The sequence below is a fragment of the Actinokineospora terrae genome, from assembly GCF_900111175.1.
Taxonomy (GTDB): Bacteria; Actinomycetota; Actinomycetes; order Mycobacteriales; family Pseudonocardiaceae; genus Actinokineospora; species Actinokineospora terrae.
In genome coordinates, this window is record NZ_FOGI01000014.1 from 24,405 (window position 1) to 36,629 (window position 12,225).

Below are 12,225 nucleotides of genomic sequence, written 5' to 3' on the forward strand. Positions count from 1 at the left end.
TCGACCACAGCCAGGGTCCTCAGTGGAACGCGTGCTCCGGCGCCGGGAACTCCTTGCCCCGCACGTCATCGGCGAACGCCTTGGCCGCGGTCAGCAGCGTGTCGGCCACGTTCGCGTACCGCTTCACGAACCGCGGCGGCTTGGCCCGGCGCAACCCGGCCATGTCCTGCCACACCAACACCTGCGCGTCGCAGTCCGGGCCCGCGCCGATGCCGACGGTCGGCACCCGCAGCTCGTGCGTGACCCGCTTGGCGACCTCCGCGGGCACCATCTCCATCACCACGGCGAACGCCCCGGCCTCTTGGACAGCGACGGCGTCGGCGACCACCGAGTCACCGGTCTCGCCGCGGCCCTGGACCCGGTAGCCGCCGAGGTTGTGCTCACTCTGCGGAGTGAACCCGACGTGCCCCATGACGGGGATACCCGCGCTGGTGATGGCCCGCACGTGCGGCGCGAAGGCCTGGCCACCCTCCAGCTTCACCGCGTGCGCGCGCCCCTCCTTCATGAACCGCACCGCCGTGGCAACGGCCTGCTCGACCGACACCTGGTACGACCCGAACGGCAGGTCAGCCACCACCAGCGCCCGACTCACAGCCCCGGCGACGGCGCGGACGAGCGGGATCAACTCGTCAACGGTGACCGGGAGCGAGGTCTCGTACCCGAACACGTTGTTGGCCGCGGAGTCGCCGACCAGCAGCACCGGGATCCCGGCCTCGTCGAACAACTCAGCGGTGTACATGTCGTAGGCGGTGAGCATGGGCCACGGCTCACCGCGGTCCTTGAGCTCCTGCAGGTGGTGCACCCGGACGCGCTTCACGGGCTTGCGGGCGGGACTCCCGGAACCGTAGGGAGCAACTTCCGAACCGGACTCGGCAGGCATCACTGTCGACCGTCCTTCCCTCGAGGCCCACGTCATCGCAGGTCCCCGGGTCAGCGGATGGCTTACCACCCCAGCGTCGCACCACCCCCGCCCGCAGGCGACCCCCTGGGACCGACCTCACAGCCCCCCGCCCCGCATTCCAGCCCACCCGAGCCCCGCCCGAACTCCAGCCCGTCAAGATCAACTCCGCTCCCGGGGCCCCCATCTCTGAACATATCGACCCCGCGGTTTTGTCACTAGGCCTTGGCGGGCGACTGGGGATAGATGAAGGGGATGTGGACAGGTCCTTGTTCTGAACAATCGATGGCCCCAATGCGCCCCTCACAGGCGTTGGCCGAACAACGCTCCTCGGAGTCGCTGGTGCCAACCCGGCTCGATGGGGCGGACTTGTTCTGTGTGGGGTGGCGGCGTCCGTAAGCTCTCCGCAACGCAACCGGGCACGGCCAAAGCCGTGCCCGGAGCCGCGCATCCACCTCTAGTCGTCCTCGTTGTCCCATGTCTGGTCTGCCTTGTCAGCAGCCTTGGTGCGTTCCCGCGCGATGTCCAGGGCCCGCTCAGCGGTGGCTCGGTCCGGGTACGGCCCGAGCAGGTCCACCGAGCGGCCGCGGGTGCCGTGTTCCACCTGGTTGGTCTTGGTGTTGTAGTACCAGCCGGGGTCGGGGTTGGGGTCTTCTGCCATGGTGATCAGCTAACCCCAGTTGGGGGACTGCTGCACCGGGAAGCCGCGCGGGGGTGTGTCCTGGTTGGCGTTGTGGTGCTGGCTGGGGATGGGGTCTAGGCAGGAGACCAGGACTTCCTGGACCTCGGGGTTCTCGATGCGGCGGCCGTTGCGTTCGCGGTAGACGAGTTCGCCGTCGGTGTCGATCTCGACCATGCAGCCGACCTCGGCGAGTTGGTCCTCGTCGAGGTCGACGAGGCGTTCGCGGCGGGAGGGGACGACTCGGTACTCGGGCCAGTCGAGGTGGGCGTAGACCTGGTGGAACTCGTGCAGCAGGTGGGCCATGTGCTGCTGCCAGGGCAGGGGCATGGCCTCGGCGAGCGAGCGGGGCAGCACGACGTAGCCCTCGCTGACGCCAGGGCGGGGGGCGGTGTTGAGGAAGTCCCGGACGGGCGCGCCGGAGGCGGGGGGTCCTGGGTGGCGGGGGATCGGCCCGGGTGGGTACATGTTCACGGTGGTGCCCTTCCTCAGACCCCCGGCCGGACGGCCTGGTTCATCAGTTCGCCCTCGGTCCAAGCGACGGGCCGGATGTGCACCGGCACGCCGCTCTGCTGGGCCTCCACGATCTTGCCATCGCCCAGGTACATCGCCACGTGGTGGATGGTCCTGGGGTTGGACTCGTCGTAGGCCCAGAACAGCAGGTCACCCGGCTGGGCCTGCTCGACCGGCAGCAGCGCGCCCGACCAGTACTGCTCGCGCGAGGTGCGGGGCAGGCTGATGCCGCCGGAGCGGTAGGACTGGACCATCAGGCTGGAGCAGTCGTAGGAGTTCTGCTGGTTGGTGGGGGCGCCCCACACGTAGGGCTTGCCCTGCTGGCCCAGCGCGAACTGGATGGCGGAGCCCGCGGCCACGGTCGGGGCGGGCAGCAGGTTGCCGAAGCCGGTGCCGCAGCCGGTGAAGTTCTCGATGTGCGCCAGCTCGCCGATCAGGTGGGCGGCCATCGACTCCCAGCGGTGGTAGCGGTCCGGGAACGCGGAGCGCTCCACGTCCTGCGCGGACTCCCCCGGGCGCTGGCTGTCCCAGTTGGGGACGTTGAGCAGCACGTCGTAGAACTTGTTGATCGCGTAGGTCGGGTTGGTGACCTGCTCCGGGGTGCCCCAGCCCATCGAGGGCCGCATCTGGAAGATGCCCAGGGAGTCGCGGTCGCCGAAGTTGAGGCTGCGCAGGCCGGACTCGGTCATGCCCGCCTGGATGGCGATCTGCCAGGCCCGGGAGCCCAGTTCGCGCTGCTTGCCGATGGTGATGATCATGGCGACGATGCCGCGCTGCTCGTCGGAGAGCCTGGCCGCGTCGGCGGCGCCGGAACCGGCCGGGCCGGTGCTGGACGGGCCGAGTGCGGCGTTGCAGTTGCCCAGCCCGGCCGCCCTGGCCTCCTCGGCCTGGCCCTGCTGCACGACCTGGCTCACCGCCGCGGTGCTGATCACGGTGGTGACCACGGCGACCACGATGGTCCCGACGATCAGCGCGGTCTTCACCCGGACCCCTGCTGGTAGTCGGCGACCTTCCAGCCCTGCCCGGTGTCGATGACCGTCACGTGCACGGGCCCGGCGTCGGTCGGCACCTCGGCCTCGACGGACTTGGCGTACGAGGTCTCGGCGCGCACCGTGCCGGTGACCCGGGTGGCCTTGATGTTGGCCGGGTCGATCGAGCCCATGACGCCCAGGTACTCCTCGGTCGTGTACGGGCGCAGCCGCTCCAGCCAGTCCTTGCCGGAGATGCCGGACGGGTGGTCGACCCACCGCTCGGCCCACTTGGTGACCGCCTCCAGCGCCTGCGGCGGCGCCGACTCGCGGGTCGTGGGGCTGGGCGCGGAGGTGATCCTGGTCGGCAGCGGGCTGGTGGTGACCTGGGTGGAGATGCCGCGGTCAGGGACCTGGCCGGGACGGGTGGTGGTCGTGGTGGTCGACGAGCCCGCCGCGCCTGCCTGGGTGGTGCCCTTGGTGCCGACGACCTTCGGGACCACGATCCCGGCGGCGGTGAGCACGAGCGCGGCGATGAACACCGCCACCGCTAAGTGCCGGGGCGAGCGCAGCGGCCAGCCCCACAGCTTGCGGTACACCGCGGCCCGGCCGCGGTTGGTGCGGATCGGCACGGGTCACCTCACCACGGCGTCGGTCTCGCGCGGCCCGCTGTTGAGCGGCATCCGGCGCGGTGGCTGGTTGTCGGCGACCTCGAGGCCGCGCGAGGGCCGGTAGACCACGTGCACCGGCCTGCCCGCCACCATCTCGACGTCGGCGACCCGCGGGGTCGGGTTCGGCTGGGCCTCCACCGGCGCCTCGAACTCGCCGCGCCTGCTCGACACCATCGACGGGATCACCACGGCATCCTCACCGCGGTCCCAACCGCGGTCGGCGACCGGCGCGGTGTCGACCGTGCGGCTGGAGCGGCCCGCGCCCAGGGCGAGCCTGCCCGCACCGGAGGCACCGGGCAGGTTGTTGGGCACGACCTCGCCCTGGACCTCGCTGCCCGAGCGGCCGGACTCCAGGCCGGGCCGGGACCGGTCGATGGCGGCCTTGGCGCGGCGCAGGTCCATCCGCTCGGCGTGCACGGTGACCGGGTTGCTGGCCTCGGGGCGGGGCCTGCGGCCGCTGGTGCGGGCCAGCGCGCCCGCCTCGGCGGTCTCGCCCGCCTCGCCGTCGCGGACCTGCTCCCAGAAGTTGTCCTGCGGGGTCGGACCCTCGTGCTTGTTGCGGCGGAACCGGGAGAAGATCCCCGCGCCCGCCCCCGGCATCGACGCGCCCGCGGCGCCCACCGACAGCTCCAGCATCTGCCACATCCGCCGCGCGGGGCGGCCGACCAGGAAGAACACCAGTGTGACGATGGCCGCGAGCAGCATCTGGGTCAGCAGCGAGAGCTTGGCCTCCGGGGAGAAGATCAGCTCGAGGAACTTGAAGTGGATGCCCGCCAGCATCGCCAGCACCAGCACGTTGAGCACCACGGCGCCGACCGCGCGGCCGACCTTGCGCAGGATGTCGTGGTGGATCAGCGCGACCAGGCCGATCACCGGCGCGGCCAGTGCCAGCAGCCGCAGCAGCAGCTGGGCCAGCAGCACGGCGAGCTTGGCGAAGAGCTGGAACAGCGAGTAGACGATCGACTGGAAAAGGGCGAGCACGCCGGCGCCGGTCCTGGAGCCGTCGGTGCCCTTGAAGTAGCCGGTCGCCGGGCCGAGCTGGGTGGCGATCGTCTTGTACTCGTTCTTCTTGGCCTGCTCGGCGGCGTTGTCGGCGTCGCGGCCGGTCACCAGGTCGTCGCGGGTCCAGGCCTGCGCGTCGAGCAGCTTGCGGCCGAAGTCGCGGGCCTGCGGGGAGTCGGGGCTGCCGAACTCGCCGCGCAGCCAGTTCTCGTAGATGACCTTGTTGTGCAGGTCGGTCGGCAGGATGTGGCGCACCACCCGGTCTTCCTCCGGGTCGACGAAGCCGCCCTGGATGCCGGTGGTGGTGCGCACGATCAGGTCGTCGACCCGGTCGTAGTTGGCCACCAGGACCATCGATGACGCCGCCAGCCACATGCCCGCGAACGCGAACAGCGCGCGTTTGCTGACCGTGGCCAGGTCGCCCTTCCAGATCTGGCGGAACAGCAGGATGGCCAGCAGCAGCATGAAGATGCTGAACAGCTGGGTGTAGATGTTGTCGAAGACGGAGTCGGCCGCCTTGCCGATCTGCTCGTTGAGCCCGCCCAGGACGCCGCCGGTCATCAGCGTGTAGTGCAACGAGTTCGTGGCGCCGACGATGTTCTTCGCCATGTTGAACAGCTCGTTGCCGGCCCAGTTGTCGATCGTGGCGCCCGGGTCGCTGACCCCGGCGGGCACGAGACCACCGCAGGACTCGTCGTAGACGTGCCAGACCATGCCCGCGAACCCGTAGACCAGGTACGGGCTGTCGGCCTCGCCGTTGCCCTGGGGCGGGTCGATCGCACCGACCATCCCCGCGCCCGGCCGCTCCGGGTTGGGCACGCAGGAGTCGTTGGCCTGCGCCAGCGCCGGGCTGCCGATGACCGCCTGCAGCGCCACCACGCCGATCACGGCCACCATCGACCAGGACCGGCGCGACATCGCCGTGCCGCGTTGTCTCCTCCGCCGCCGCGCCGCGAACAGCAGCGTGGCGGCGGCCACCACCAGGAGCGTGATCATGTGACGTCCACCAACCTCGCCGGGCTCGGGTAACCGACCACTAGCTTGATCAACTTAGCCAACCGGACAACGCCGCGGACAGGGTCCGCACCGGTACTCATGCCGCGTCCTCACGACCGCGCTTCTTACCGCCCCCTGGCTCATCCCCGCCACCGCCGGGCACCGGCTCGCCGACGAAGTCCTCCTCGGTGAGACCGAGTTCGAACTCCGCGGCCCGCTCGAACTCCTCGTCGGTCGCCGACCCGTCCAGCGGCTCGAACTCGTACTCGCTCGGCGGGGTCGGCGCCGGGATCTGCTGCGGCTCGACGGCCGGGCGGACCTCGCGCTGCGCGTCCGGGGTGGTGTCCATGACCGTCCGCAGGTGGTTGAGGTGCTCGCCGGACAGGTCGACCCGGATGCGCTCCACCCCGCCCGCGCCGTCGCCGAAGATGAACTGCCGCGGCGAGGTGTCGCGCTCGGTCATGCCGCGGTGCGCGCCCGGCCTGCGGCCGAGGCTGGCGACCACCTGCTCGTAGCCCGCGCCGACCGGGACCTTGAGCAGCCGCAACGCGTCCGCCTGCGCGGCGTCGTCGTCGAGGCGGCCGATGAACACCGAGTCCAGCAGCGTCACGAAGCCCTGGATCTTGAGGAAGTCGGCCGGGATCTGCGAGGACAGCAGGACCCGGACGTTCCACTTGCGGGAGTCGCGGGCGAAGCGGTTCATCAGCACCCGGCCGGTGGGCACCTCGGAGAGGAAGAACGCCTCGTCGATCCAGACGCCCTTGCGCATGTCCTTGGGCTTGTCGTAGATCGAGCGCTGGGTGAGCCAGGCGGCCAGGTTGAGCATCTCCACGCCCAGCGCCTCGGCGTCGGTCCAGTGCTCGCGGCCGACGCCGTCCTTGGGCAGGGTCAGGCCCGCCATGGTCAGCACGGTCATCCGGTCGTCGCGCTGCTCGTCGTAGGGGTCGGCGCCGCGCTCGGGGATGAGCAGCGACATCCGCTCCTTCATCTCGTCGAGGAAGTCGGCGACCACGACGGCGTGCTCGTGGTGCTCGCTGGCGTCGCGGCGCAGCGCCTCGAACACCAGGCTCGGGTCGGCGTCGACCCGGCCGCCGACGGTGCGCACCGCGCGCAGCAGCACGATCCGGCTCTGCGGCAGCCTGGCCACCTCGTAGGGCAGCAGGCCGGTGAGCACGTCGAGCACCAGGCGGCGGCGGGTCGCGGCGGCCAGCGCCTTCTCCCGGCGCCACGCGCGCTCCGGGTCCTCCTCGTCCAGGAAGTGGTCGATCTTGGGCTCGGCCACCACCCGGTACGGGTTGAGGATGCCCGCCTGGGCGTTGAGCAGGTTGATCGGCCGCGCGTAGGGGCGCAGCTCCGGCAGGTCGCAGAGCCGGGCCAGCGGGCCGGACGGGTCGAGGATCGTCCAGTGCGCCCCGGCCCGCAGCGTCTTGTAGACGATGCCGCCGCCGAGGAAGGACTTGCCGCCACCGAGGCCCGCGACCATCGCGGTCAGGCCGGAGCCGTCGCGGATCTCCTGGGCCATCCACGGGTCCCACGCCACCGGGCGCCGGGTCGCGGTGCAGGTCTCGCCGAGCAGGATGCCGCGGCGGTCACCGACCTCCGCGGTCGCGGTAGGCACAGCGGAAGCCGCCCACACAACGGAACCACGGCGCAGGTAGGCGCTAGAGGCCAGCGGCTCACCGGGGATGAACTCGCGCGCCATCGCGTACTGCGCCTCGGGGTGCTCGATGGCGACCTTCGGCTTGTAGAGGTCCAGCAGCTGCTGGGCCAGGCGCAGCGCGTCGCGCTCGGTCGGGCCGGACACCGCGAGCCGCCACCACGAGCGCACCCGGGTGGCCAGCGCGGTGAAGCCCGACGTCATCTCGTCGTCGATCTCCAGCACCCGGCTCGCCTGCCGGGCCAGCGACTGCGGCGGCTCCAGCTCGTGCTCGTCGGTGTAGTGCTTGACCTGCGAGCGGACCTTGTTCATCTGCCGCTGCAGCTCGCCGGAGACCTCCTCCGGCTTGCGCACGTACAGCCGCGCCGACCACTCGACGGAGGCGGGCAGCCGGTCGCTGCGCTGCACCCACGGGTCGTCGATCTCGGGGATCTGCAGGCCGTGCATCATGCCGACGGTCAGCACGGTCACGTGCCGGGTGACGCCCGCGTTGGAGCCGGTGCGGCCGCGGACGGTCACCGTCGGGGAGTACGGGTCCTGGTGGAAGTCGGCGGCGTCGGTGAAGCTCGCCAGGTCCTCCGGTTCCCAGGCGGCGCCGGGCACGGCGGGCATGTTGCGCGGCGCGGGGAGCCCGAGCGAGCACGACCGGTGCATCAGCCAGGACATCTCCTCGGCGGTGGCCGGGCGGCCCTCCAGGCCAGCCGAGCCGATCACCTGGTCGAGGTGCTCGACCTCGCTCTCGATGGCCAGCAGCTCGGCGTCCACCGCGTCGGGGAACACCTTGCGCAGCAACGGGGCCGCACGCTCGACGGCCCGGTCGACCACGTTGCGGGTCTGCACCTGGACGCCGAGGTAGACCTCCTTCTCGGCCATGGAGCGGCCGAGGAGCTGCTGCTGCTCGCCGATGAGGTAGTCGTCGAAGCTCAGCGCGCCCGGCACGTCCGGCAGCCGGTTGACCGCGTTGTGCACGTGCGCCTCGGCCCACATCCGGATCGGGTACGGCCGGGTGGTGACCCGCAGGTGCAGCCACCGGCCCGCCAGCTCGGCGTACTGGCCCGCGATGGCGGCGACGAGGTCCTGGCGCTGCGAGTCGGAGCGGAACGACCAGCGCTGCGGGGCGAGCCGGTACCAGGCGTAGACGTCGGTGCCGGTGCGCAGCAAGTGGCCGTCGATGGTCCTGGCCGCGATCTCGGGGGTGTAGCTGGGCATGGCTGCCTCGCCGGGCAGCCGTTTGCCCGCCTTGCGCGGTGCCTGGGCCTGTTCGTAGCGCGCGCTGTGCCGGGTGCGCCCCGGTTGGGGCACGCGGTCGTGCGGCTGGCCCGCCGGATAGGGCGCGAGGGTGTCCCGCTCGCGCTTACGGCGTCCGAACACCGCTGCCCTCCCTGTTCCTCGTGTTCCTGGCGTAACCGGCCTTGCTGGGTGCCGCGGGCGGGTTGGCCGTGCGCGCGACCCTGGCGCGGCGACGGGCTTCCTCGGCCCTACGGGCGGTCTTGGCGCGACGGCGGTCGGGGCCGCGTCGGTCCCGGCGGGGTAACTCGGCGCGCACGCGCACGCCTGCCGCGCTGACCGCGCCCCCGTTGCCGGAGGTGGTCTCGCGCGGGCTGTTGAGCTCGCGGACCCACATGGTGAGCACCGCACCGAGCGGGCGCTCGTGGCTGATCCTGGAGCAGATGACCATGGTCAGCCCGATGGTGGCGACCAGCCCCCAGGCGAACGACCAGAACAGGCCCACCCCGAGGTTGCGCAGCACGGTCAGCGCCAGCAGGAAGACGACAGTGCCGACCCCCCAGGCCACGTACCGCGCGCGGAACGGGAAGGTGGCCTTGGGCGGGCCGAGCCACACGGCGTCGACCCGGTAGACCTCGTCGTCGGTGCGTATCCGCACGTGAGTTCCCCGCGCCTGGTCAGCCGGTGAACAGACCGGCGAGCCAGCGGCCGATGCCCTCACCGGCGTTGGTCACCGCGAGGCCGACGATGGCGAGCGCGACGATCACACCGCCGAGCCTGCGCATCACGCCCGCGTTGTCCCCCTTGCCGCCGCCGAGCCAGAGCAGCAGGAGCGCGACCACCAGCAGCAGCAGCGGGATGATGTTGTCGAGGATCCAGGTGCGCAGGTTGCCGGTGTCGATGTCGGTCTGCGGTGGCTGCTGCTGCTGGGCGAGGTCGAAGAGGGCGGCGATGGTCGGGCTAGTCATCTCGATCTCCCAAGTGCGCGGAAAGCGTCGGGGCGCCGTGCTGCCGCGCGACAGGTCTGTGCGGTGCCAGTCGAGTACAGCACGACTGACACATCATTGTCATTACTAACGGTAGCTAGCAGGATGCGTTCCGTAGAGGCCGGTGGCCCTCCTCTGTCCCGTCCGGCTGCCATCTGACCACACCATCATCATCCTGGCGGGGCCGGTCAGGACCCACGACCACCCGATTTTCCTAGTCCGGGGGCCGGTTCACCCGCACGCGCGATCATCGACCACCGAGAGTGACACAATTCACAGCAAATTTCCCGGCGCGGCGCGTGCGGAACTACTCCAATCGGTGTAGGCGGCCATTTGGTCTACAGGGGCGGGCGAGCCGACGTTTAAGCCGGATCCTGTATCCCGAGACCCGCGTCTCGGGCGGCGACCATCCATCTAGGCCTACCGTTGCCGGCAGGCTCGTGCGGCCTACCCGCAGACTCGGGCGGGCAGCCCTCGAACGTCTGCGCAAGGGTCTCGCGACCCCTTCTTGGCCTTGCTCCGGGTGGGGTTTACCTAGCCACCCCGGTCACCCGGGGTGCTGGTGGTCTCTTACACCACCGTTTCACCCTTACCCGGCCGTGAGGCCGGGCGGTCTCTTCTCTGTGGCACTGTCCCGCGAGTCACCTCGGGTTGCCGTTAGCAACCACCCTGCCCTGCGGAGTCCGGACTTTCCTCGTCGGTGCTGCGCACCGCCGCGGCCGCCCGGTCGACTCGCCCGCGGCACAAGGATAGAGGGGTCCACCCAGCGGTCCGCACGTCCCATGGCGTGGACGCCGTTGAGCCCTCCCGACCTGGACTGATCTACTGCTGGCATGTCCGGTGACCGAGTTCTCACCCGGCGCAGGCACGTGGACTTCCTGCTCCTCGCGGGCGGCGGTTGTCGTCGCTGACACACCCCGTCACCGACCCGCCGACCACAGGGGGATCCCGTGGGCACCATCCTGATCATCTCCGGCAGCCCGTCGCCGTCCGCGCGCGCGGGCGTGCTCGTGCGGCACGTGTCCGACGAGCTGCGCGGCCTCGGCGACCAGACGCGGCTGCTGAGCGTGCGCGACCTGCCCACGGTGGCCCTGCTGGCCGAGGACACCGCCGACCCGGCCATCGCCGCGGCCATCGACGAGGTCGCCGCCGCGGACGGCATCGTGGTGGCCAGCCCGGTCTACCGCGCCGCCTACAGCGGGCTGGTGAAGTCGCTGCTCGACCTGCTGCCGTCCGGGACGCTGGCGGGCAAGGCGATCCTGCCGCTGGCCACCGGCGGCACCCAGGGGCACCTGGTGGCCATCGACGGCGTGCTGCGGCCGCTGCTGTTCGCCATGGGCGCCACCAAGGTGCTCGCCGGGCACTTCGTGCTCGACCAGATGATCGCCGACGAGCACGAGGGCTCCCACGTGCGCCCGCTCGCGGCGGCCGCGCTCGGCGAGGTGCTCACCGGCTTCTCCGAGACCGTGCGGCGCAGGCGACCCGCCGTGGTCCCGCTGGTCCCGCTGACCGGCTGAGTCCGGTCAGGCCAAATGCGAGATGTCGTTGACCAGGCGCACTGAGGCGTTGCCGTCGGGGTAGAACTCGACGATCGAGAGCGACGCCAGGTCCAGGTGCAGCCGGAACAGCAGCGACGGCCCCACGTCCAAGCCCAGTCGCAGCAACGACTTGATGGGCGTGACGTGGCTGACCACCAGCACGGTGCGGCCTGCGAACTCCTCCACCAGCTCGTCGCGCACCTCGGTGACCCTGCGGTGCACGGCGTCGAAGCTCTCCCCGCCGGGCGCGGTGACCGAGGTGTCGGACAGCCAGCGGCGGTGCAGGTCCTGGTCGCGCTCGGCGGCCTCGGTGAAGGTCAGGCCCTCCCAACGGCCGAAGTCGGTCTCCAGCAACCCGCTGTGCGTGCGCACCCGGCCACCGGTCTCGGCGGCGACCACTGCGGCCGTGGCGGCGGTGCGGGCCAGCGGCGAGGCGAGGATGGGGGTGTCCGCGTCGACGCCGTCCAGCTTGGCGATCCGGCGACCGGCCGCCTGGGCCTGGGTGGCGCCCAGCTCGGTCAGGTCGACGTCGCCGCGACCGGAGTAGCGGCGGTCCACCGACATCGGGGTCTGCCCGTGCCGCAACAACAGGATCTTGGTCGGCGCGCCGGTGGCACCCGACCACGAGGTCGGCGGCGTCCGGTTCTCCGAGCCGACCGGCCGGGCCGGTTCCGGCTTGGCGCTGCCCGCGCCCGCCTGCTCGTCCATGGCCTGGTTGGCCAGCCGGTCGGCGTACTGGTTGCGCTCGCGCGGGATCCACGTGTACGTCACGTGGTCGAACCGGGCGGCCAACTCCCCCGCCTCGCGCGCCAGCGGCTTCATCGACGGGTGCTTGACCTGCCAGCGGCCCGACATCTGCTCGACGACCAGCTTCGAGTCCATCGCGACCTCGACGGCGTCCGCGCCCACCTCGGCCGCGGCGGCCAGGCCCGCGATGAGCCCCCGGTACTCGGCGACGTTGTTGGTCGCCACCCCGATCGCCTCGGCCCGCTCGGCCAGCACCTCGCCGGTGGCCGCGTCCCGGACCACCGCGCCGAAGCCCGCCGGTCCCGGGTTGCCCCGCGACCCGCCATCGGCCTCGACCCGCACC

General features: G+C 71.4%; 11 protein-coding genes and 1 other RNA gene. 1 reads left to right on the plus strand and 11 read right to left on the minus strand.

Annotated elements, in window-relative coordinates; genetic code table 11:
• Nucleotides 1–19 precede the first annotated feature (19 nt).
• The 10 genes from panB to rnpB form a co-directional block, all read right to left on the minus strand.
• Complete coding sequence (gene panB, locus BMY07_RS27910) at nt 20–880, minus strand: 3-methyl-2-oxobutanoate hydroxymethyltransferase (protein ID WP_092785262.1); 861 nt, start codon at nt 878–880, stop codon at nt 20–22.
• Between the two features lie 475 nt (nt 881–1,355).
• On the minus strand, nt 1,356–1,559 hold the full coding sequence (locus tag BMY07_RS27915) for a hypothetical protein (RefSeq protein ID WP_092785266.1): 204 nt from the start codon (nt 1,557–1,559) through the stop codon (nt 1,356–1,358).
• Nucleotides 1,560–1,568: 9 nt separating this feature from the next.
• Complete coding sequence (locus tag BMY07_RS27920) at nt 1,569–2,045, minus strand: hypothetical protein (RefSeq protein ID WP_092785567.1); 477 nt, start codon at nt 2,043–2,045, stop codon at nt 1,569–1,571.
• 20 nt (nt 2,046–2,065) lie between these two features.
• Nucleotides 2,066–3,073, minus strand: coding sequence for a C40 family peptidase (locus BMY07_RS27925; protein ID WP_092785269.1), 1,008 nt, complete (start codon nt 3,071–3,073; stop codon nt 2,066–2,068).
• Nucleotides 3,070–3,690, minus strand: coding sequence for a hypothetical protein (locus BMY07_RS27930; protein ID WP_092785272.1), 621 nt, complete (start codon nt 3,688–3,690; stop codon nt 3,070–3,072). Before BMY07_RS27930 ends, BMY07_RS27925 begins: the two co-directional genes overlap by 4 nt.
• A gap of 3 nt (nt 3,691–3,693) precedes the next feature.
• Complete coding sequence (locus BMY07_RS27935) at nt 3,694–5,727, minus strand: magnesium transporter (protein ID WP_245782705.1); 2,034 nt, start codon at nt 5,725–5,727, stop codon at nt 3,694–3,696.
• A 97-nt stretch (nt 5,728–5,824) separates the two neighbouring features.
• Nucleotides 5,825–8,611 carry an ATP-binding protein gene (locus BMY07_RS27940; protein ID WP_425426365.1) on the minus strand — a complete coding sequence of 929 codons (2,787 nt, stop codon included), beginning with the start codon at nt 8,609–8,611 and terminating at the stop codon, nt 5,825–5,827.
• A gap of 127 nt (nt 8,612–8,738) precedes the next feature.
• Complete coding sequence (locus BMY07_RS27945) at nt 8,739–9,269, minus strand: hypothetical protein (RefSeq protein ID WP_092785277.1); 531 nt, start codon at nt 9,267–9,269, stop codon at nt 8,739–8,741.
• Nucleotides 9,270–9,288: 19 nt separating this feature from the next.
• On the minus strand, nt 9,289–9,579 hold the full coding sequence (locus BMY07_RS27950; protein ID WP_245782706.1) for a hypothetical protein: 291 nt from the start codon (nt 9,577–9,579) through the stop codon (nt 9,289–9,291).
• 365 nt (nt 9,580–9,944) lie between these two features.
• An RNA gene (gene rnpB / locus BMY07_RS27955) (RNase P RNA component class A) lies at nt 9,945–10,332 on the minus strand.
• Nucleotides 10,333–10,547: 215 nt separating this feature from the next.
• Here rnpB and ssuE point away from each other — a divergent pair.
• Entirely contained in the window at nt 10,548–11,114 is a 567-nt protein-coding gene (ssuE, locus tag BMY07_RS27960; protein ID WP_092785279.1) for an NADPH-dependent FMN reductase, read from the plus strand.
• A 6-nt stretch (nt 11,115–11,120) separates the two neighbouring features.
• Here the strand turns inward: ssuE and BMY07_RS27965 are convergent, their stop codons facing one another.
• Nucleotides 11,121–12,224 carry a bifunctional RNase H/acid phosphatase gene (locus BMY07_RS27965; protein ID WP_092785281.1) on the minus strand — a complete coding sequence of 368 codons (1,104 nt, stop codon included), beginning with the start codon at nt 12,222–12,224 and terminating at the stop codon, nt 11,121–11,123.
• Nucleotide 12,225 lies beyond the last annotated feature (1 nt).

Bases quoted from the DNA above. Each gene is read 5' to 3' on its own strand.
- panB (WP_092785262.1), bottom strand. From the start codon at position 880: ATGCCTGCCGAGTCCGGTTCGGAAGTTGCTCCCTACGGTTCCGGGAGT.
- BMY07_RS27915 (WP_092785266.1), bottom strand. From the start codon at position 1,559: ATGGCAGAAGACCCCAACCCCGACCCCGGCTGGTACTACAACACCAAG.
- BMY07_RS27920 (WP_092785567.1), bottom strand. From the start codon at position 2,045: ATGTACCCACCCGGGCCGATCCCCCGCCACCCAGGACCCCCCGCCTCC.
- BMY07_RS27935 (WP_245782705.1), bottom strand. From the start codon at position 5,727: ATGATCACGCTCCTGGTGGTGGCCGCCGCCACGCTGCTGTTCGCGGCG.
- BMY07_RS27950 (WP_245782706.1), bottom strand. From the start codon at position 9,579: ATGACTAGCCCGACCATCGCCGCCCTCTTCGACCTCGCCCAGCAGCAG.